Source organism: Kocuria sp. WN036 (assembly GCF_002287015.1).
Taxonomy (GTDB): domain Bacteria; phylum Actinomycetota; class Actinomycetes; order Actinomycetales; family Micrococcaceae; genus Kocuria; species Kocuria rosea.
On record NZ_NSKF01000013.1, the window covers coordinates 73,806 to 94,385 of the forward strand.

20 protein-coding genes are annotated in these 20,580 nt (G+C 74.1%); all 20 read left to right on the forward strand.

What is annotated here, in order from left to right; translation table 11 throughout:
- Positions 1–47 precede the first annotated feature (47 nt).
- Positions 48–1,376: a chorismate synthase gene (gene aroC, locus CK505_RS09870; protein WP_095650963.1), complete on the forward strand. Its 1,329-nt coding sequence runs from the start codon at positions 48–50 to the stop codon at positions 1,374–1,376.
- Complete coding sequence (locus tag CK505_RS09875) at positions 1,373–1,984, forward strand: shikimate kinase (protein WP_017832293.1); 612 nt, start codon at positions 1,373–1,375, stop codon at positions 1,982–1,984. The genes aroC and CK505_RS09875 overlap by 4 nt, the downstream gene beginning before the upstream one ends.
- The gene (gene aroB / locus CK505_RS09880; protein WP_095650964.1) at positions 1,981–3,096 is read left to right on the forward strand and encodes a 3-dehydroquinate synthase; all 1,116 of its coding nucleotides are present in this window, start codon (positions 1,981–1,983) and stop codon (positions 3,094–3,096) included. Before CK505_RS09875 ends, aroB begins: the two co-directional genes overlap by 4 nt.
- A 77-nt stretch (positions 3,097–3,173) precedes the next feature.
- The gene (efp, locus tag CK505_RS09885; protein ID WP_017832295.1) at positions 3,174–3,737 is read left to right on the forward strand and encodes an elongation factor P; all 564 of its coding nucleotides are present in this window, start codon (positions 3,174–3,176) and stop codon (positions 3,735–3,737) included.
- Positions 3,734–4,144: a transcription antitermination factor NusB gene (gene nusB, locus CK505_RS09890; RefSeq protein WP_031282389.1), complete on the forward strand. Its 411-nt coding sequence runs from the start codon at positions 3,734–3,736 to the stop codon at positions 4,142–4,144. Before efp ends, nusB begins: the two co-directional genes overlap by 4 nt.
- 71 nt (positions 4,145–4,215) lie before the next feature.
- On the forward strand, positions 4,216–4,602 hold the full coding sequence (locus tag CK505_RS09895; protein ID WP_095650965.1) for an ATP-binding cassette domain-containing protein: 387 nt from the start codon (positions 4,216–4,218) through the stop codon (positions 4,600–4,602).
- The gene (locus CK505_RS18180; protein ID WP_141246800.1) at positions 4,592–4,885 is read left to right on the forward strand and encodes a hypothetical protein; all 294 of its coding nucleotides are present in this window, start codon (positions 4,592–4,594) and stop codon (positions 4,883–4,885) included. Before CK505_RS09895 ends, CK505_RS18180 begins: the two co-directional genes overlap by 11 nt.
- A gap of 127 nt (positions 4,886–5,012) precedes the next feature.
- Positions 5,013–5,636 carry a bifunctional pyr operon transcriptional regulator/uracil phosphoribosyltransferase PyrR gene (gene pyrR / locus CK505_RS09905; RefSeq protein WP_017832300.1) on the forward strand — a complete coding sequence of 208 codons (624 nt, stop codon included), beginning with the start codon at positions 5,013–5,015 and terminating at the stop codon, positions 5,634–5,636.
- A complete protein-coding gene (locus tag CK505_RS09910) occupies positions 5,633–6,631 on the forward strand; it encodes an aspartate carbamoyltransferase catalytic subunit (RefSeq protein ID WP_017832301.1) in 999 nt (332 codons plus the stop codon). Before pyrR ends, CK505_RS09910 begins: the two co-directional genes overlap by 4 nt.
- A 6-nt stretch (positions 6,632–6,637) precedes the next feature.
- Positions 6,638–7,954 carry a dihydroorotase gene (locus tag CK505_RS09915; RefSeq protein WP_017832302.1) on the forward strand — a complete coding sequence of 439 codons (1,317 nt, stop codon included), beginning with the start codon at positions 6,638–6,640 and terminating at the stop codon, positions 7,952–7,954.
- Between the two features lie 40 nt (positions 7,955–7,994).
- Positions 7,995–8,498 (forward strand): hypothetical protein, encoded by a 504-nt coding sequence (locus CK505_RS09920; RefSeq protein WP_017832303.1) that lies wholly within the window; start codon positions 7,995–7,997, stop codon positions 8,496–8,498.
- Between the two features lie 61 nt (positions 8,499–8,559).
- Positions 8,560–9,816 carry a glutamine-hydrolyzing carbamoyl-phosphate synthase small subunit gene (gene carA / locus CK505_RS09925; RefSeq protein WP_017832304.1) on the forward strand — a complete coding sequence of 419 codons (1,257 nt, stop codon included), beginning with the start codon at positions 8,560–8,562 and terminating at the stop codon, positions 9,814–9,816.
- A 1-nt stretch (position 9,817) separates the two neighbouring features.
- A complete protein-coding gene (gene carB, locus CK505_RS09930) occupies positions 9,818–13,138 on the forward strand; it encodes a carbamoyl-phosphate synthase large subunit (RefSeq protein ID WP_095650967.1) in 3,321 nt (1,106 codons plus the stop codon).
- Positions 13,131–14,048 (forward strand): orotidine-5'-phosphate decarboxylase, encoded by a 918-nt coding sequence (gene pyrF, locus CK505_RS09935; protein ID WP_017832306.1) that lies wholly within the window; start codon positions 13,131–13,133, stop codon positions 14,046–14,048. Before carB ends, pyrF begins: the two co-directional genes overlap by 8 nt.
- A 176-nt stretch (positions 14,049–14,224) precedes the next feature.
- On the forward strand, positions 14,225–14,539 hold the full coding sequence (mihF, locus tag CK505_RS09940) for an integration host factor, actinobacterial type (protein WP_017832307.1): 315 nt from the start codon (positions 14,225–14,227) through the stop codon (positions 14,537–14,539).
- A gap of 68 nt (positions 14,540–14,607) precedes the next feature.
- Complete coding sequence (gene gmk, locus CK505_RS09945) at positions 14,608–15,207, forward strand: guanylate kinase (RefSeq protein WP_031282390.1); 600 nt, start codon at positions 14,608–14,610, stop codon at positions 15,205–15,207.
- A gap of 29 nt (positions 15,208–15,236) precedes the next feature.
- Positions 15,237–15,794 carry a DNA-directed RNA polymerase subunit omega gene (rpoZ, locus tag CK505_RS18875; RefSeq protein WP_017832309.1) on the forward strand — a complete coding sequence of 186 codons (558 nt, stop codon included), beginning with the start codon at positions 15,237–15,239 and terminating at the stop codon, positions 15,792–15,794.
- A gap of 34 nt (positions 15,795–15,828) precedes the next feature.
- Positions 15,829–17,061: a bifunctional phosphopantothenoylcysteine decarboxylase/phosphopantothenate--cysteine ligase CoaBC gene (gene coaBC / locus CK505_RS09955; protein WP_017832310.1), complete on the forward strand. Its 1,233-nt coding sequence runs from the start codon at positions 15,829–15,831 to the stop codon at positions 17,059–17,061.
- 70 nt (positions 17,062–17,131) lie between these two features.
- Positions 17,132–18,337: a methionine adenosyltransferase gene (metK, locus tag CK505_RS09960; protein ID WP_035928490.1), complete on the forward strand. Its 1,206-nt coding sequence runs from the start codon at positions 17,132–17,134 to the stop codon at positions 18,335–18,337.
- A 2-nt stretch (positions 18,338–18,339) separates the two neighbouring features.
- Positions 18,340–20,454, forward strand: a complete 2,115-nt coding sequence (locus CK505_RS09965) for a primosomal protein N' (protein ID WP_095650968.1) — start codon at positions 18,340–18,342, stop codon at positions 20,452–20,454.
- The last annotated feature ends 126 nt before the right edge of the window (positions 20,455–20,580 follow it).

Genomic DNA, 20,580 nt, shown 5'->3' on the forward strand with positions numbered 1-20,580 from the left:
CGCCCCGCGGGGCCCTGTCGCCGAGACCCCGAACGGAAAGAGTTGTTATGTTGCGTTGGCTCACGGCCGGCGAGTCGCACGGCGAGGCGCTCGTCGGGATCATCGAGGGCGTCCCGGCTGGGGTGAGCCTGACCAGCCAGGACGTCCGCGACGCCCTGGCCCGCCGCCGGCTCGGCTACGGGCGCGGCGCGCGGATGAAGTTCGAGCAGGATCAGGTGCGCCTGCTCGGCGGCGTGCGCCACGGCGTGACCCAGGGCGGGCCGGTGGCGATCGAGATCGCCAACACCGAGTGGCCCAAGTGGCGCGAGGTGATGTCCGCGGACCCCGTGGACCCGGAGGTGCTCGCGGGCCGCGCCCGCAACGCCCCCCTCACCCGCCCCCGCCCCGGCCACGCGGACCTCACCGGCATGCAGAAGTACGGCTTCGACGAGGCGCGGCCCGTGCTCGAGCGCGCCAGCGCCCGGGAGACGGCCACGCGCGTGGCCCTCGGCGCCGTCGCCGCGAAGATCCTCGAGGCCGTGGGCGTGCAGCTCGTCTCCCACACCACGGCCGTGGGCGCCGTCAGCGCCCCGGTGGACGCCGCGCGCCCGCTGCCCTCCGACGTCCCCGGCCTCGACGCCGACCCCCTGCGCTGCTTCGACCCCGCCACGGCGGAGGCCATGGTGACGGCGGTGGACGCCGCCCACAAGGACGGGGAGACCCTCGGCGGCGTCGTCGAGGTCCTCGCCTACGGGCTGCCCCCGGGGCTCGGCTCGTACGTGCACTGGGACCGGCGGCTCGACTCGCGCCTGGCCGGGGCCCTGATGGGCATCCAGGCCATCAAGGGCGTCGAGGTCGGGGACGGCTTCCTGACCGCCGCCCGGCCCGGCTCCGAGGCCCACGACGAGATCTCCCGCGGCGCCGACGGCGCGGTGCGCCGCGTGAGCAACCGCGCCGGCGGGATCGAGGGCGGCATGTCCATCGGTGACGTCCTGCGCGTGCGCGCGGCCATGAAGCCCATCGCCACCGTGCCGAAGGCGCTGCGCACCGTCGACGTCGCCACCGGCGAGGCCGCCCGCGCCCACCACCAGCGCTCGGACGTCTGCGCCGTGCCCGCCGCCGGGGTGGTCGCCGAGGCGATGGTCGCCCTCGTGCTCGCCGACGCCGTGACGGAGAAGTTCGGCGGGGACTCGATCACCGAGACCGCCCGCAACAAGGACGCCTACCTCGCCGCGATCCCGGAGTCCCTGCACTCCGCCGGCGAGCTCGGGGCCTTCGGGGACGCCGCCGCCGCGGCGCGCGACGACCACATGGGCGACCCCCTCGTGGCCCCCGCCGAGACCGGGGCCCCCGCAGATGCGGCCGCGCCCGCCGAGCCCGGGGAGGCCCAGGCGTGAACGCGCAGTTCCCCGCCCCGGCCGACGCCGCCGAGACCCCGCAGCGGCCCGTGGTGCTCATCGGGCCCATGGCCGCCGGGAAGTCCTTCCTGGCCCTGCACATGTCCAAGTTCTACGGCTACGACTTCGTGGACGCCGACCAGGTCATCGTCTCCCGGTACGGGGTGATCTCGAAGATCTTCGCGGAGCACGGCGAGAAGTACTTCCGCGACCTCGAGGCGGACACCGTGGCCGAGATCCTGCGGGACCCGGACCACGCCAACGCGATCTTCTCCGTGGGCGGCGGCGCCCCCATGACACCGTCCACCCGCGAGCTGCTGCGCCACGAGCTCGTCGCCTACCTCGAGGTGGACACCGAGACCGTGCTGCCCCGGATCAGCGGCAACCGGACCCGCCCCATGCTCCAGCCGGACCCGGAGCGGCGCTGGCAGGAGCTCTACGAGTCCCGGCGCGCCTGCTACGAGGAGCTCGCCGACATCACCCTCGACGGCCGCGGCAACCGGCCCGTCGCCGAGATCGGCGCTGACCTCGAGGCGGAGCTCACCCGCCTGCGCTCCGCGCGGAGCGCCGGCGGCACCACCGACAGCACCCAGGAGGCCCAGGCATGAGCGAGTCCGCTCCCCGCACCGTCACGACCATCCCCGTCACCGGGGAGCGCCCGGCCGAGAACTACGACGTCCTCGTCGGCCACGGGCTGCTCGACGAGGTCCCCCGCGTGCTCGGCGACCGGGTCCAGCGCGTGCTCGTCATCCACCCGCGGGCGCTGCGCAGCACCGGCGACGTGGTCATGGAGGAGCTGCGCGGACAGGGCTACCAGGCGTTCACCGCCGAGATCCCCGACGCCGAGGAGGGCAAGCACGTCCAGGTGGCGTCCTTCTGCTGGCAGGTCCTCGGGCAGAACGACTTCACCCGCTCGGACGCGATCGTGTCCGTGGGCGGGGGAGCGGTCTCCGACCTCGCGGGGTTCGTGGCCGCCACGTGGCTGCGCGGCGTGCGCGTGGTGCACGTGCCCACCACCCTGCTCGGCATGGTCGACGCCGCCGTGGGCGGCAAGACCGGGATCAACACGGCCGAGGGCAAGAACCTCGTGGGCGCCTTCCACCCGCCCGCGGCCGTGCTGTGCGACCTCGACACGCTGCGGACGCTGCCCGAAAACGAGCTGCTCACCGGCATGGCGGAGGTCGTCAAGTGCGGCTTCATCGCCGACGAGCGGATCCTCGAGCTGATCGAGGCCCACCCGGAGGCGGTGCGCGACTCGCAGTCCGAGGTGGTCCGGGAGCTCGTGGAGCGCAGCATCCGGGTCAAGGCCGAGATCGTCTCCGGCGACCTGCGCGAGGCCGGCCGCCGGGAGATGCTCAACTACGGGCACACCCTCGGCCACGCGATCGAGCACAACGAGCGCTACCAGTGGCGCCACGGCGCCGCGGTCTCGGTGGGGCTGGTCTTCGCCGCCGAGCTCGCCCGCACGGCCGGGAACCTGGCCGACGACGTCGTCGAGCGCCACCGCAGCATCCTCGCCTCCCTCGGCCTGCCGACCGCGTACCGGTGGGACCAGTGGCCGCGGCTGCTCGAGGTCATGAAGCGGGACAAGAAGACGCGCGGGAACCTGCTGCGCTTCGTCGTCCTCGACGCCGTCGGCCGGCCCCGCGTGCTCGAGGTCCCCGACCCCGCGATCCTCTTCGCGAGCTACCAGGAGATCGCCGAGGGCGCGCCCAGCTAGACTGGTCCGCGGTCCGGGACGACACCCCCCTGTCCGCGCCGACCTGCCGACTTCGCAGACAACCAGAGAGAGAACCTGTGGCTACGACCAACGACATCAAGAACGGCACCGTCCTGAAGCTGGAGGGCAACCTCTGGAACGTGATCGAGTTCCAGCACGTGAAGCCGGGCAAGGGCGGGGCGTTCGTGCGCACCAAGATGCGCAACATCACCTCCGGGAAGGTCGTCGACAAGACCTTCAACGCCGGCGCGAAGATCGAGACCGCCACGGTGGACCGCAGCGAGTACCAGTACCTGTACCAGGACGGCGCCGACTACGTCTTCATGGACAACAAGACCTACGACCAGATCACCGTCCCCGGTGAGGTGGTGGGCGACGCCGCCAACTTCATGCTCGAGAACCTCAACGTGACCATCGCGCTGCACGAGGGGGCCCCGCTCTACATCGAGCTGCCCGCGTCCGTGGTCCTCGAGATCACCTACACCGAGCCGGGCCTGCAGGGCGACCGCTCCACCGGCGGCACCAAGCCCGCCACCGTGGAGACCGGCTACCAGATCCAGGTGCCGCTGTTCCTCGAGCAGGGCACCAAGGTCAAGGTCGACACCCGCACGGGTGACTACCTGGGCCGCGTCAACGAGTGAGCGCCCGGGGCAAGGCGCGCCGGCGCGCCGTGGAGATCCTCTTCGAGGCCGAGCAGCGTTCCGAGGACGCCCGCGAGGTCATGGAGCGGCGCCGGATGCACAGCGACTCGCAGGTCTCCCCGTACGCCGAGGAGCTCGTCCTCGGCGTCACGATGCGCCGCGGTGAGCTCGACGAGTACCTCGAGACGTACTCCCAGGGCTGGACCCTCGAGCGGATGCCCGCGGTGGACCGCAACGTCCTGCGCGTGGGGGCCTGGGAGCTGCTGTTCAACGACGACGTCCCGGACGGGGTCGCCGTGGCCGAGGCCGTGAGCCTCGCCAAGGAGCTCGCGGGCGACGACTCCCCGCGCTTCGTCAACGGTCTGCTGGGCCGGCTGCAGCAGATGAAGCCGACCCTGCTCGGCTGACGGGGCCGGCGGACCCCGCCCGGGGCGCTACCATTTCCGGGACCACGACCGTGCGTCCCGGGGACGTCCGCATGACAGCTCCCGCGCTGCGCCTGCAGGGCGTCTCGAAGCACTACGGGACCGTGCGCGCGGTCGACCGCGTCACCCTCGAGGTCAGCCCGGGGGAGGTCTACGCGCTGCTGGGCCTCAACGGCGCCGGCAAGACCACCGTCATGCGGACGGTCCTCGGCATGGTCCGGCCCTCGGCCGCGGGTGCGGCGACGCGCACCGCGAGGGGCCCGCAGTCGTGCTCGGCGACGCCGGCGCCGCGGACCGCCCGGACGCCGTGGCCGCCGCCCTCGTCCACGGCGGCGTGCCCCCCCCCCACCGGCCTCGCGGTGGTCCGCGAGGACCTCGAGGCCTACTTCCTGCGCCTGGTGGGCGCGCAGCACCGGCAGGAGCGCCCCGGTGACCGGTGAGCCGGCGGCCGCCCTCGGGGCGGAGGGGCTGAAGCTGCGCCGCTCCAGCGTGCCCTGGGCCACCGCCGGGGCCGTGGCCCTCACCGTCCTCGTGGCTCAGGTGCTCGCCGCGGTCGGCCACGGCGCGTGGTTCCCCTGGGCCGTGCCCGCCCTCCTCGCCGGGACGGCCGGCCCGGACGCCGCCGGCGCCGGTCCGGGCGGCGTCCTGGGCGTCGCGCTCGTCGCCCTCGGCTCGGCCGCGGCCACCGCCGCCTGGTGGGAGCGGGCCGACCACAGCGCCTAGCCCGGGCGGGGTCGCCGGGGGAGGCGGGCGTCACACCGGGCCCGGGGCGTCAGGGCCGCTGTGCTAGTTTGGGGCGAGCAAGCAACCTTTAAGTCCGTCCTGTGAGGCGGGGAAGGAGGCGGCACCCATGAACGACGACACCTCCGCGGCCGGTCCCTCGACGGGACCCGCCGCCGCGCGCGTCATCCTCTCGGCAGCCGACATCGACCGCGCCCTGACGCGCATCGCCCACGAGATCCTCGAGGCCAACAGGGGCAGCTCGGACCTCGTCCTGCTCGGCATCCCGCGCCGCGGCTACCCGCTGGCCCAGCGGATCGCCGCCAAGATCGCAGCCTCCGACACCGGCTTCGACGCCGCCGCGAGCCTCGGCCAGCTCGACGTCACGATGTTCCGCGACGACCTGCGCAAGAATCCCGCCCGCGCCCCCCAGCCGACCCGCATCCCCGTGCAGGGCATCGACGGGCGCACCGTGGTCCTCGTCGACGACGTCCTGTACTCCGGGCGCACCGTGCGCGCCGCCCTCGACGCCCTCGTGGACGTCGGCCGGCCCCGCGTGGTCCGCCTTGCCGTGCTCGTCGACCGCGGCCACCGGGAGCTGCCCATCCGCGCCGACCACGTGGGCAAGAACCTGCCGACCTCCTCCCAGGAGAAGGTCCGGGTCCGGCTGGCCGAGACCGACCCCGAGCCCCGCGCGGCGGAGAACGCCGACTGCGTGGTCATCGAGACCACCGTGCCGGGAACCGGCGCATGAGGCACCTGCTGTCCACGAAGGACCTCTCCTACGACGCCGCCCTGACGTTCCTGGACACCGCGGACCAGATGGCCGCCGTGGGCCAGCGCTCCGTCAAGAAGCTCCCCGCGCTGCGGGGCCGCACCGTGGTCAACCTCTTCTTCGAGGACTCGACCCGCACCCGCATCTCCTTCGAGACGGCCGCCAAGCGCCTGTCCGCGGACGTCCTCAACTTCTCCGCCAAGGGCTCCTCGGTCTCGAAGGGGGAGTCCCTCAAGGACACCGCCCAGACCCTCGCGGCGATGAGCGCCGACGCCGTGGTGATCCGGCACTCGGCCTCCGGCTCCCCGCAGCAGCTCGCGGAGTCCGACTGGATCGACGCCGCGGTGGTCAACGCCGGCGACGGCACCCACGAGCACCCCACGCAGGCCCTGCTCGACGCCATGACCCTGCGCCAGCACCGTGCCCGCACCGAGGGCCGCGAGAGCACCCGCGGGCTCGACCTCGAGGGCATGCACGTGGTGATCGTCGGCGACGTCCTGCACTCCCGGGTGGCCCGCTCCGACCTGTGGCTGTTCACCACCCTGGGCGCCCGGGTCACGTTCGTGGCCCCGCCCACCCTGCTGCCCGTCGGCATCGCGGACTGGCCTTGCCGGGTGGTCTTCTCCCTCGACGAGGCCCTGGACCCCGCCCCGGACGCGGTGATGATGCTGCGCGTGCAGCGGGAGCGGATGCACGCCGCGTTCTTCCCGACCGCCCAGGAGTACGCCCGGGAGTGGGGGCTGACCCCCGAGCGGGTCGCCGCCCTCGACGCCGCCGGGGCCGCCACGGCGATCATGCACCCGGGACCCATGAACCGCGGGCTGGAGATCTCCTCCGCCGCGGCGGACTCCCCGCGCTCCACGGTCCTGGACCAGGTGCGCAACGGCGTCTCCGTGCGGATGTCGGTGCTCTACCTGCTGCTCTCCGGCGACGACCTCGACCCCACCTCCACCCCGCACCCCCAGGAGCGCTGACCTCTCGTGACCTCGTACCTCATCCAGGGCGCCCAGCTGCTCGGCGAGCAGACCGCCGACATCCTCGTCGAGGACGGCGTGATCCGGCGCATCGGCCCCGACCTCGCCGCGGACGCGGGCGACGCCCGGATCCTCGACGCCGCCGGGCTCGTGGCCCTGCCCGGGCTCGTGGACATCCACACGCACCTGCGCGAGCCCGGCCGGGAGGACGCCGAGACCGTCGAGACCGGCACCCGGGCGGCCGCGCTCGGCGGCTACACCGCGGTCTTCGCGATGGCCAACTCCGATCCCGTGGCGGACACCGCCGGTGTGGTGGAGCAGGTGCACGAGCTGGGCCGCTCCGCGGGCTGGGTCGAGGTCCGTCCCGTGGGCGCCGTGACCGTGGGTCTGAAGGGCGAGCGGCTGTCCGAGATCATGGCGATGGCCGAGTCCCGCGCGGGCGTGCGGATGTTCTCCGACGACGGCATGTGCGTGCACGACCCGGTGCTCATGCGCCGGGCCCTGGAGTACGTCAAGGGCTTCGACGGCGTCGTGGCCCAGCACGCCCAGGAGCCGCGGCTGACGGAGGGCGCCCAGATGAACGAGGGCGCCGTGTCCGCCGAGCTCGGGCTGACGGGCTGGCCCGCCGTCGCGGAGGAGGCCATCATCGCCCGCGACGTGCTGCTCGCCGAGCACGTCGGCTCCCGCGTGCACATCTGCCACCTCTCGACCAGGGGCTCCGTGGACATCGTCCGCTGGGCCAAGCAGCGCGGCATCGACGTCACCGCCGAGGCCACCCCGCACCACCTGCTGCTCACCGACGAGCGGGTCCGCAGCTTCGACCCGGTGTTCAAGGTCAACCCGCCGCTGCGCACGGACGAGGACGTGCACGCCCTGCGCGCGGCCGTGGCCGACGGCACCATCGACGTGATCGGCACCGACCACGCCCCGCACCCCGCCGAGGACAAGGAGTGCGAGTGGTCCTGCGCGGCCAACGGGATGACCGGGCTCGAGACCGCGCTGTCCGTGGTCCAGCTCAGCCTCGTCGACACCGGCCTGCTGACCTGGCGCGACGTCGCCCGGATCACCTCGGCGACCCCCGCCCGGATCGGGCGCCTCGCCGGCCAGGGCCGGCCGCTCGAGGAGGGCGAGCCCGCTCACCTCACCCTGTGGGACCCGGCCGCGACCACCGTGGTGGACCCCGCCCGGCACGCGTCCAAGGGCCGCAACAGCCCCTACCGCGGCATGGAGCTGCCCGGCGCGGTCCGCGCCACCTTCTTCCGCGGCCACCCCACCGTCCTCGACGGGGCCCTCAACACCCCCGCCCCGACCCCCGCCGCCTGACCGCGCCGACCCCCTTCCACCGCCCGGAGGCCCCCGTCCCATGGACCAGCTCAGCACCGTGCTCGTCACGGTCATCGTCCTCGCCGTGCTCTTCGCCCTGCTCCGCCGGGGCTGGCGCACGCGCGTGCGACGCCAGTCGGGGATCGCGGCGCCGGCCGCGCCGCCCGAGGGGATCGAGGAGCGCGAGCCCCGGCTCGTGGTCCCGGGCATGTACGTGAGCACCACGGAGACCGGCGCCCCGCTCGAGCGGATCGCGGCCCACGGACTGGGCGTGCGCGCCCGGGCGACGGCCCTGGTCCACGACGACGGCGTGCTCCTGGACCGGCAGGGCGCCCCGGGCCTGTTCGTCCCCGCCGCCGACCTCGTGGCCGTGGGCACCAGCTCCGGCATGGTCGGCAAGTTCGTGGAGCGGGACGGGCTCGCCGTGCTGACCTGGCGGCTGGGCTCCACCGTGGTGGACACCGGCTTCCGCACCCAGCGGGCCGAGGACAAGCAGCGCCTCCTCGACGCCGTGGAGGCGATCGTCCCGGCACCGCACTCCTGACCCGCCGGCGGCACCCGCCGCCCCGCCTTCCCGACCCACAGACCCGAACGTGAGGACGACCTTGAGCTCGATCACCACTGACCCCGCCGTGCTCGTGCTGGAGGACGGCCGCGTCTTCCGCGGCCGCGCCTACGGCGCCCTCGGCACCGCCCTCGGCGAGGCCGTGTTCTCCACCGGCATGACCGGCTACCAGGAGACCATCACCGACCCGTCCTACGCCGGCCAGCTCGTCGTGCAGACCGCCCCGCACATCGGCAACACCGGCGTCAACGCCGCCGACGCCGAGTCCCGGCGGATCTGGGTGTCCGGCTACGTCGTGCGCGACGCCGCCCGCCGCCCGTCCAACTGGCGCTCCGAGGGGTCCCTCGACGAGCAGCTGGTGGCCCAGGGCGTCGTCGGCATCCAGGACGTCGACACCCGGGCCATCACCCGCCACCTGCGGGACCGCGGCGCGATGCGCGGCGGGATCTTCTCCGGGGACGCCGCGCTGCGCCCCGACGCCGAGCTCGTCGCCGAGGTCGGCGCCGCCGAGCGGATGGAGGGCCGCCGGCTCGCCGAGACCGTCTCCGCCCCCGAGGCCTACGTCGTGGAGCCCGCCGAGCACGGCTGGACCGGCGAGGTCCTGCACGAGCTGGTGGCGGTGGACCTCGGCATCAAGTCGATGACCCCGCACCGCTTCGCCGAGCGCGGGGTGCGGGTGCACGTGGTGCCCGCCGACACCGGCTTCGAGCAGATCCGGGCCCTGGCCCCGCGCGGGGTGTTCTTCTCCAACGGCCCCGGCGACCCCGCCACCGCCGAGCGGCAGATCGAGACGCTGCGGGAGGTGCTGCGCGCCGGGATCCCGTTCTTCGGCATCTGCTTCGGCAACCAGCTGCTCGGCCGGGCCCTGGGCTTCGGCACCTACAAGCTGGTCTTCGGCCACCGCGGGATCAACCAGCCGGTCCTGGACCGGCGGACCGGGCGCGTGGAGATCACCGCCCACAACCACGGCTTCGCCGTGGACGCGCCCCTCGACGGCCCGGTCGAGGCGCCCCTGGGCGAGTTCGGCCGCGTCGAGGTCAGCCACGTGTGCCTCAACGACGACGTGGTGGAGGGCCTCAACTGCCTCGACCTGCCCGCGTTCTCGGTGCAGTACCACCCGGAGGCCGCCGCCGGCCCGCACGACGCCTCCTACCTCTTCGGCCGGTTCATCGAGCTGATGGACAGCCACCGGGACGGCCGCGCCGACCCGACCGTCGACAACGCCGTCCCCGGCGGCGCCCAGGGCGCCCAGAGCCCCGAGGACACCCCGAACGCACAGGAAGAAGGGCAGAACTGACATGCCGCGCAGGACAGATCTCACCAGCGTTCTGGTCATCGGCTCCGGGCCGATCGTCATCGGACAGGCCGCCGAGTTCGACTACTCGGGCACGCAGGCCCTCCGGGTGCTCAAGGAGGAGGGCCTGCGGGTCATCCTCGTGAACTCCAACCCGGCGACCATCATGACCGACCCCGAGTTCGCCGACGCGACCTACGTGGAGCCCATCACCCCCGAGGTGGTGGAGAAGATCATCGCCAAGGAGCGGCCCGACGCCCTGCTGCCCACCCTGGGCGGGCAGACGGCGCTCAACACGGCGATCGCCCTCGACGCCAACGGCGTGCTCGACAAGTACGGGGTGGAGCTGATCGGCGCCAACGTCGAGGCCATCAACCTGGGCGAGGACCGCGAGAAGTTCAAGGGCGTGGTGGAGCGCTGCGGCGCCGAGTCCGCCCGCTCCGTCATCGTGCACTCCATGCCCGAGGCCCTGGCCGCCGCCCAGGAGCTGGGCTACCCCATGGTGGTCCGCCCGTCCTTCACGATGGGCGGCCTCGGCTCGGGCCTGGCCTACGACGAGGAGGACCTGCACCGCATCGCCGGCGCCGGCATCCAGTACAGCCCCACCTCCGAGGTGCTCCTCGAGGAGTCCATCCTCGGCTGGAAGGAGTACGAACTGGAGATGATGCGCGACAAGAACGACAACGTCGTGGTCGTGTGCTCCATCGAGAACTTCGACCCCGTGGGCGTGCACACCGGGGACTCGATCACCGTGGCCCCGGCCATGACGCTGACCGACCGCGAGTACCAGAACCTGCGGGACATCGCGATCGCCGTGATCCGCGAGGTCGGCGTGGACACCGGTGGGTGCAACATCCAGTTCGCGATCGAGCCGGACACCGGCCGCGTCGTCGTCATCGAGATGAACCCGCGCGTCTCCCGCTCCTCGGCCCTCGCCTCCAAGGCCACGGGCTTCCCGATCGCCAAGATCGCCACGAAGCTGTCGCTGGGCTACACCCTCGACGAGATCCCCAACGACATCACCCGCAAGACCCCCGCGTCCTTCGAGCCGACGCTGGACTACGTCGTCGTGAAGATCCCGCGCTTCGCGTTCGAGAAGTTCCCCGCCGCGGACCCCACGCTGACCACCACCATGAAGTCGGTCGGCGAGGCCATGGCGATCGGGCGCAACTTCACCGAGGCGCTGCAGAAGGCCATGCGCTCCCTCGAGCAGAAGGGCTCCAGCTTCTCGTTCGTGCGCCCCGAGCTCGACGACGACGCCCTGGCGCGGCTCGTCGACGCCACCCGCACGCCCACCACCGAGCGGATCCAGCAGGTCCAGCAGGCCCTGCTGGCCGGCGCGTCCGTGGAGCGGCTCTACGAGGCCACGGGCATCGACCCCTGGTTCCTCGACCAGCTGGTGCTGCTCAACGAGGTCGCGGACGTGGTGCGCCAGGACGCCGACCTCACGGTGCGCACCCTGCGCCTGGCCAAGCGGCACGGCTTCTCCGACGCCCAGATCGGCGAGCTCGCCCACCTGGCCGAGGACGTGGTCCGCGGCGTGCGCCACGCGCTGGGCATCCGCCCCGTGTTCAAGACCGTCGACACGTGCGCGGCGGAGTTCGAGGCGTTCACCCCGTACCACTACTCCTCCTACGACGAGGAGAGCGAGGTCGGCCGGCACGAGCGCCCCTCCATCATGATCCTCGGCTCCGGGCCGAACCGGATTGGGCAGGGCATCGAGTTCGACTACTCGTGCGTGCACGCCTCCATGGTGCTGCGCGAGGCCGGGCACGAGACCGTGATGGTCAACTGCAACCCGGAGACCGTCTCCACCGACTACGACGTCTCCACGCGGCTGTACTTCGAACCGCTGACCTTCGAGGACGTCATGGAGGTCGTCGAGACGGAGCGGCGCACCGGCGGGCTGCTCGGGGTGTTCGTGCAGCTGGGCGGGCAGACCCCGCTCAAGCTCGCCGCCCAGCTCAAGGCCGCGGGCGTGCCGATCCTCGGCACCACCCCGGAGGCCATCGACCTCGCCGAGGACCGCGGGGAGTTCGCCCGGGTGCTCGCCGAGGCCGGGCTGCGCCAGCCGAAGAACGGCACGGCGTCCACCTTCGAGGCCGCCAAGCGGATCGCGGACGACATCGGCTACCCGGTGCTCGTGCGCCCCTCGTACGTGCTCGGCGGCCGCGGCATGGAGATCGTCTACGACGAGCCGGCCCTGGCCCGCTACCTGCAGAACGCCACCGAGGTCTCCGCCTCGCGGCCCGCGCTGATCGACAAGTTCCTCGAGGACGCCATCGAGATCGACGTGGACGCCCTCTACGACGGGACGGACCTCTACGTGGGCGGCGTGATGGAGCACCTCGAGGAGGCCGGCATCCACTCCGGGGACTCCGCGTGCACCCTGCCGTCCATCACCCTCGGCCCGGACGTGGTCGAGCGCGTGCGCGAGGCCACCCTGGCCATCGCCCGCGGCGTGGGCGTGTGCGGGCTCATCAACATCCAGTTCGCCGTGGCCTCCGACATCCTCTACGTCATCGAGGCCAACCCGCGGGCCTCCCGCACCGTGCCGTTCGTCTCCAAGGCCACGGGCGTGCAGCTGGCCAAGGCCGCCGCCCTCATCGGCACCGGCACCACCATCGCCCAGCTGCGGGCCCAGGGCCACCTGCCGCAGCGGATCGACGGGTCCACGCTGCCCGCCTCGGCCCCCGTGGCCGTGAAGGAGGCCGTCCTGCCCTTCGCGCGCTTCCGCACCGCCGAGGGGGCGGTGGTCGACTCCCTGCTCGGCCCGGAGATGCGCTCCACCGGCGAGGTCATGGGCCTGGACAAGTACTTCGACACCGCCTTCGCCAAGGCGCAGGCGGCGGCGAACGTGTCCCTGCCCACGTCCGGGCGGATGTTCGTGTCCGTGGCCAACAAGGACAAGCGCTCCTCGATCGCCTACGTGCGGATGTTCCGCGACCTCGGCTTCGAGATCCTCGCCACCGGCGGCACCGCGGACGTGCTGCGCCGCAACGGCATCGAGTCCACCGTGGTCCGCAAGATCCGCGAGACGGCACCCGGGGAGCGGACCATCGTGGACCTCATCGCCGACGGGGAGATCGACCTGATCTTCAACACCCCGGCCGGCGGTGCCGCCCGCGGCGACGGCTACGAGATCCGCGCCGCGGCCACCAGCGTGGGCGTGCCCCTGATGACCACGGTCTCCGTGCTGGGCGCCGCCCTGCAGGCCGTCACCGCGCTGCGCTCCTACTCGTGGGACGTGACGAGCCTGCAGGAGCACGAGCAGCGCCTGGAGGTCCTCCTGCGCGCTGGCGAGCCCGAGGTCGTGCGTGCCTGAGGACACCGCCCCGGCGCCCGGCCCCGTGACCCCGGCGCCCGGCCGGGCGCCCTTCGGCGCGCGGCTGGGCGCCGCGATGGACGAGCACGGGCCCCTGTGCGTGGGCATCGACCCGCACCCCGGCCTGCTGGACGCGTGGGGCCTGCCCCGCTCCGCCGAGGGCCTGCGCCGGTTCGCGCTCACGGTCCTGGAGGCCGCCGCCGGGCACGCCGCCGCGATCAAGCCCCAGGTGGCGCTGTTCGAGCCCTACGGCGCCGCCGGCTTCGCCGTGCTCGAGGAGCTGCTCGCGCAGGCGCGCTCGGCGGAGCTGCTGACGGTCGCCGACGCCAAGCGCGGGGACATCGGCTCCACGATGGAGGCCTACGCGGCCGCGTGGCTGGGGGAGGGGTCCCCGCTCGCGGCGGACGCCGTGACCCTGAGCCCCTACCTCGGCTTCGAGTCGCTGCGCCCGGCCCTCGACCTGGCGGCCCGCACCGGCCGCGGCACGTTCGTGCTGGCGCTGACCTCCAACCCCGAGGGTCGCTCCGTCCAGCACGTCGGGGGCCGGGAGTCCGTCGCCGGCTCCGTGTGCGCCGCGGCGGCCGCCGAGAACGACCGGCTCCGCGGTTCCGGGGGAGAGCCGGCCGCCCGGGCCGGTCTCGGCTCCTGCGGGCTCGTGGTGGGCGCCACGGTCGGCAGCGCGCTGACCGAGCTCGGCATCGACCTGACGGCGGTGCGCGGGCCGCTGCTCGCCCCCGGCTACGGCGCGCAGGGCGCCCGCGCCGAGGAGCTCCCGGCCGTGTTCGGCGCCGCGGCCGGGCAGGTGCTCGCGGCCTCGAGCCGGGCGATCCTGCGCCGGGGACCGGAGGTGCCGGCGCTGCGGGAGGCGGTCCTGCGCTCGGCAGGGGAGCTGGCGGCAGCCCTGGACTGAGCCCCCGCGGTGGTCCCGCGCCTCCTCCCGCCGGCTCCCCGGCGACGACACCCCTGGTCACACCACGGTCGTGTCGCCTTGCGAAGCATCGTTCTTCATGTAGTTTCTTTAGCAAACGGGCTGTCCGTCCTCTCGTGGGACGGGGGCTGCAGTCCGTGGCGACGAGGAGGAACCACATGGCACTGCGTCCGTTGACCGACGAGGAGCGAGCCGCCGCGAGGGAGAAGGCGACCCGGGCACGGACGGCGCGCGCCGACGTGAAGAAGGGGCTGCGCGAGCGCCGCATGACGGTCGCCGAGATCCTCGACCGCGCGGACCGGGACGAGGCCGTGAGCCGGCTGAAGGTCTCGGACCTGCTCGAGGCCACCCCCGGCATCGGCAAGGTCCGCTCCGCGGCCATCATGGACGAGATCGGCATCGCCCGCACCCGGCGGCTGCGCGGGCTCGGCGTGCACCAGCGCAGGGCGCTCATCGAGCACCTGGACCGCTGAGCCGGGCGGGGCGCGGAGGCCCCGGGCGCGATCCGCTAGATTGGGGGAAACACCCCAGTCCCAGGAGGATGCCCGTGAGCCTCGACGCGCCCCGCGCCGCGCGCCCGTCCCTGACCGTGCTCGCCGGACCCACGGCCGTGGGCAAGGGCACGGTCTCGACCTACGTCCGGGACCACTACCCGCAGGTGTGGCTGTCCGTGTCCGCGACCACCCGGGACCCCCGCCCCGGGGAGGTCGACGGCACCCACTACTTCTTCGTCTCCGACGAGGAGTTCGACGCCATGGCCCGCGACGGGCAGCTGCTGGAGTGGGCCGTGGTGCACAACTCGCACCGCTACGGCACGCTGCGCTCCACCGTGGAGCGGGCCCTCGAGCGCGGGCTCAGCGTCCTGCTCGAGATCGACCTGCAGGGCGCCCGCCAGATCCGCAACACCATGCCGGAGGCCAACTTCGTGTTCCTCGCCCCGCCCAGCTGGGACGAGATGGTCGCCCGGCTCGTCGGCCGGGGCACCGAGACGGCGGCCGAACAGCGGGTCCGGCTGGAAACCGCTAAACTGGAGCTCGCGGCAGAGCCGGAGTTCGACCACACCGTGATCAACGACCGGGTCGAGCGCGCCGCCGCCGAACTCGTGCAGCTCATGGGGGTCGACCCCGAGCCGGCATCCTGAGACCCGTCCACCCCGTCTGGAGCAATCGCTTGTCTACCCACACCGAAGGCATCATCAACCCGCCGATCGACGCCCTGCTGAAGAAGTCCGACTCCAAGTACGGACTCGTGATCTTCGGCGCCCGGCGGGCCCGGCAGATCAATGCCTACTACTCGCAGCTGCACGAGGGCCTCTTCGAGTACGTCGGTCCCCTCGTGGACACCCAGCTCAACGAGAAGCCGCTGTCGATCGCCTTCCGCGAGATCGACGAGGGCCTCATCGAGGGTCGCCCGGTCGAGCACGCCGGGTTCGCCGAGAACGGCCAGCTCACCACGGAGGCCGACCTCGCCGCCGACGTCTTCGGCGCCGACTTCTTCGCCCAGGGCACCGAGGAGAGCGCCGTGGACTTCTCCGCGGACGCCGCCTTCTCCGGCGGCACCTCGGTGGACTTCTCCTCGGGCGACGACAGCCCCGCCGAGCCGCTGGGCGACCTGCCCGGCAGCGGCGCGGCCATCGCCGCCGACAACGCCTCCGACGGCGCCGGCGACGCGGCGGACGCCGCTCCGGAGGAGCCGGGGCGCGAGCCCGGGGACCTCCAGGACCTGTGAGCCGGCCGGCACCCCGACGACGGGGCGCGGCGGCGTGAGGATCGTCCTCGGCATCGGCGGGGGCATCGCCGCGTACAAGGCGGCGCTGCTCCTGCGCCTGTTCACCGAGAGCGGCCACACGGTGGTGCCCGTCCCCACCGAGGCCGCGCTGCGCTTCGTCGGCGCCCCCACCTGGGAGGCGCTCTCGGGCCAGCGGGTCAGCACGGACGTCTTCGACCGCGTGGACGAGGTCAACCACGTCCACCAGGGCCAGGCCGCCGACCTCGTCGTCGTCGCCCCGGCGACCGCCGACCTGCTGGCGCGCGCCGCCCACGGGCACGCCGACGACCTGCTGACCACCACGCTGCTCGCCACGCGCGCCCCGGTGCTGTTCGCCCCGGCGATGCACACCGAGATGTGGCTCAACCCGGCCGTGCAGGCCAACGTCGCGCAGCTGCGCGCCCACGGGCACACCGTCCTGGAGCCCGCCGACGGCCGGCTCACCGGCCCCGACTCGGGCCCCGGCCGGCTGCCCGAGCCCGAGGTCGTCCGCGACGCCGCGCTTCGCCTGGCCGGGGACGGCGGCGCCCCCGACGGCCCGCTGGCCGGCACGCGGGTGCTCGTGAGCGCGGGCGGCACCCGCGAGCCGCTGGACCCCGTCCGTTTCCTGGGCAACCGCTCCTCCGGCAAGCAGGGCGTGGCGATCGCCGCCGCCGCCCGGGACGCCGGTGCCGCGGTCACCCTCGTGGCCGCCCACCTCGAGACGCCGGTGCCCGCCGGCGTCGAGGTCGTGCACGCCGGCACCGCCGAGCAGCTGCGCCGCGCCTGCGTGCGCGCCGCGGCGCGGGCCGACGTCGTGGTGATGGCCGCCGCGGTGGCCGACTACCGCCCGGCCCGGATCGCCGACGCCAAGCTGAAGAAGGCCGAGGACGGGTCCAACCCCGTGCTCGAGCTGGTGCGCAACCCCGACATCCTCAAGGAGCTCGTGGACCTGCGCAACACCGCCCGGCGCCGCCAGCTCCTCGTCGGCTTCGCCGCCGAGACCGGGGACGCCGAGACCGACCCCCTGACGTTCGGGCGCCGGAAGCTCGTGCGCAAGGGCTGCGACCTGCTGGCCGTCAACCACGTGGGCGAGAACCTCGTCTTCGGCCAGGACACCACCACCCTGACCGTGCTCAGCGCGGCCGGGGCCCCCGAGCAGGTGCTCGAGGGCTCCAAGACGGACGTGGCCCGCGGGCTCGTGGCGCGGATCGCCCAGGAACTGGCCGGCGTCCGCGCCGGAGCCTGACCCGCCCGGGCCGGCGGCGCCGACCGGTGCGGCGCTGCGCCGTCCGGGGCGCCCGGTAGTGTGGTCTCCCGTGAGCGAGACGACCCAGCACCTGAGACTGTTCACCTCCGAGTCCGTCACGGAGGGACACCCCGACAAGATCTGCGACCAGATCAGCGACTCCATCCTGGACGACCTCCTGCGCCAGGACCCCGAGTCCTCCGTGGCGGTCGAGACCATGGTGACCACCGGGCTGGTGCACGTCGCCGGCGAGGTGAAGACCCGCGGCTACGTGGAGATCCCCAACGTGGTGCGCAAGACGCTGCTCGACATCGGCTACAACTCCTCGGTGCACGGCTTCGACGGCGAGTTCTGCGGGGTGTCCATCAGCGTCGGGGAGCAGTCCCCGGAGATCTACGAGGGCGTGTTCCAGTCCCTCGAGGTCCGCGAGGGCACCGCCCGCGACGCCCGCGACGCCCAGGGCGCCGGGGACCAGGGCATCATGTTCGGCTACGCCTCCAACGAGACCGAGGTGCTGATGCCGGCGCCGATCCACATCGCCCACCGCCTCTCCGAGCAGCTCACCCGCGTGCGCAAGACCGCCGTGCTGCCGGGTCTGCGCCCCGACGGCAAGACCCAGGTCACCCTCGGCTACGACGGCGACCGCCCCGTGGCCGTGGACACCGTGGTGGTCTCCGCCCAGCACGTCGAGGGCTACGACCTCGACCAGCTCGCCTCCGACCTGCGCCGCAGCGTGATCAGCCCCGTGCTCGAGGAGTCCGGGCTGGACCTCTCCGGCACCCAGGTGATCATCAACCCGGCCGGCAACTTCGTGCGCGGCGGGCCCGTGGGGGACGCCGGCCTGACCGGCCGCAAGATCATCGTGGACACCTACGGCGGCATGGCCCGCCACGGCGGGGGCGCCTTCTCCGGCAAGGACCCCTCGAAGGTGGACCGCTCCGCCGCCTACGCGATGCGCTGGGTGGCCAAGAACGTGGTGGCGGCCGGTCTCGCCGACCGCGTGGAGGTCCAGGTCGCGTACGCGATCGGGCGCGCCGCCCCCGTCGGGCTCTACGTCGAGACCTTCGGCACCGAGAAGGTCGCCCCCACCCGGATCGAGCACGCCATCCGTGAGGTCTTCGACCTGCGGCCGCTGGCCATCATCGAGGACCTGGACCTCAAGCGCCCCATCTACGCGCGCACCGCCGCGCACGGGCACTTCGGCCGCTCCGAGCCCGAGTTCACCTGGGAGCGCACCGACCGCGTCGCGGACCTGCGGTCGGCCGCCGGGGTCTGACCGTGGACCCGGAGGGCGCCGGGGACGCCGCGGAGGGCCCGCGGCAGCTGTCGCTCCTCTCGGGCTTCCCGCCCCGGCCCCCGCGCGAGGACGCCAAGGGCGTGGGCGCGGTGCTGCCGGCCGAGCACGACCCCGTGGCCCGGGTGCTGCTGGACACCCACGTCCCGCACCTGGACCGCCCGTTCGACTACCTCGTGCCGGCCGAGCTGGCCGGGGCGGCGGTGCCGGGCGCCCGCGTCAAAGTCGGTTTCGGCGGGCAGGAGCTGACGGGCTTCGTGCTCGAGCGCACGGGCGAGTCCGAGGTCATGCACCGGATCCAGCCCCTGCGCCGGGTGCTGTCCCCGCTGCCCGTGCTCGCCCCGGAGATCGCGCGGCTGGCCGAGGACGTCGCCGCCCGCTCGGCCGGCACGGCCGCGGACGTCGTCCGGGTGGCCGTCCCGCCCCGCGTCGCCCGCGTGGAGAAGGAGGTCGAGCAGCGGCTGGCCGAGGTGCCCGGCCACTCGACCGGGCTGTCCCCGCACGCCCCGGGTCCCTCCCACGACGCCGCGCTGGCGGACTACGCCGGCGGTGCGCAGTTCCTGGCGGAGCTGGCGGCGGGGGCCTCCCCGCGGGCCGTCGTCGAGGTGCTGCCCGCCCATCCCGCCCACGACTGGACGGACGTCCTGGCCGCCGCGATCGGCGCGGCGTGGCGGGCCGGGCGCGGGGCGGTCGCCGTCGTCGCGGACCAGAAGGCGCTGGCGCGGCTCGAGCGCTCGGTCGCGGACGAGATCGGCGGGGAGCACCTGGTGCGCCTGCACGCCGAGGACGGGCCCACGCCCCGCTACCGGGCGTTCCTGGCCGCGGCCACCGGGCAGGTGCGGGTGGTCCTCGGCACCCGCTCCGCCGCGTACGCCCCCGTGGACGACCTCGGCCTCGTGGCGTGCTTCGACGACGGCGACGAGAACCTCGTGGAGCAGCGCGCCCCCTACCAGCACGTCCGGGACGTGCTGCTGCTGCGCGCCGGGCGCAGCGGGTGCGCGGCGCTGTTCGCCGGTCACGCGGTCAGCCCCGAGGCCCAGCGCCTCGTCGTCTCCGGGTGGGCCCGCCGGATCGCTCCCGCGCGGGACGTGCTGCGCGTCCACGCCCCGCGGATCGTCTCCACCGCCGACTCCTTCCACGCCGCCCGGGACCCGCTGGCCTCCCGGGCCCGGCTGCCCGAGACGGCCTACCGGGCGGCCCGCGAGGCCCTCGAGCGGGGCCCCGTCCTGGTCCAGGTCGCCCGCGCCGGCTACGCCCCGCACCTGGCGTGCGAGCGCTGCCGGGAGCCCGCCCGCTGCACCGCCTGCGACGGGCCTCTCGGGGTCGTGTCCCGGCGCGGGGTGCCCCGGTGCGGCTGGTGCGGCCGCTCGGCGCACGCCTGGTCCTGCGCCGCCTGCGGGTCCCCCCGGATGCGCCTGGTCACCGTCGGGGCGCTGCGCACCGCCGAGGAGCTGGGGCGGGCGTTCCCGAAGGTGCCCGTCGTGGCGTCCTCGGGCGACTCGGTGCGCGCGGACGTCCCCGGCACGCCCGCTCTCGTCGTGGCCACCCCGGGCGCCGAGCCGGTCGCGGAGGGCGGCTACGCGGCCGCCCTGCTGCTGGACGGCAACCGGATGCTGATGCGCCCCGCCCTGCGCGCCGCGGAGCAGACGCTGCGCCGGTGGTTCAACGCCGCCGCGCTGGTGCGCCGCGCCCGGGACGGCGGGATCGTGGTGGTCACCGCGGAGCACGAGGCCGCCGTGGGCGCGCTCGTGCGGTGGGACCCGGCCGGGTACGCCGAGCGCGAGCTGGTGGAGCGCCAGTCCCTGGGCCTGCCCCCGGCCGTGCGCTCGGCGGCCGTGACGGGCCCGGCCGCGGCGGTCGCGGCGTTCCTGGCCGACCTCGAGCTGCCGCCCGCCGTGCGGGTCATCGGGCCCGCCCCCCTGGAGGACCACGAGCCCGGGCCTGAGGGGGAGCCGGCCCCGCACCGGGCGCTGCTGTTCTTCGGCTACGGCGTGGCCGGGGAGGTCACCCGCCGGCTGCGGGCCGCCCGGTCGAAGGCCTCCGCGCTGCGCAAGCACGCCCCGGTGCACGTGCGCTGCGACGTCACCGACCTGCTCTGAGGACCGCGCCGGCCCAGGCGCACCCGCGGACGGCGCAGCGGCGGGTGCGCCCGGGTGTTGGCGCACGGGCCGCGGTGTGGTTGGTTGGTGTCCTGGGGCCGCGCCGCGGCCGGGAGTCGGAGGCCA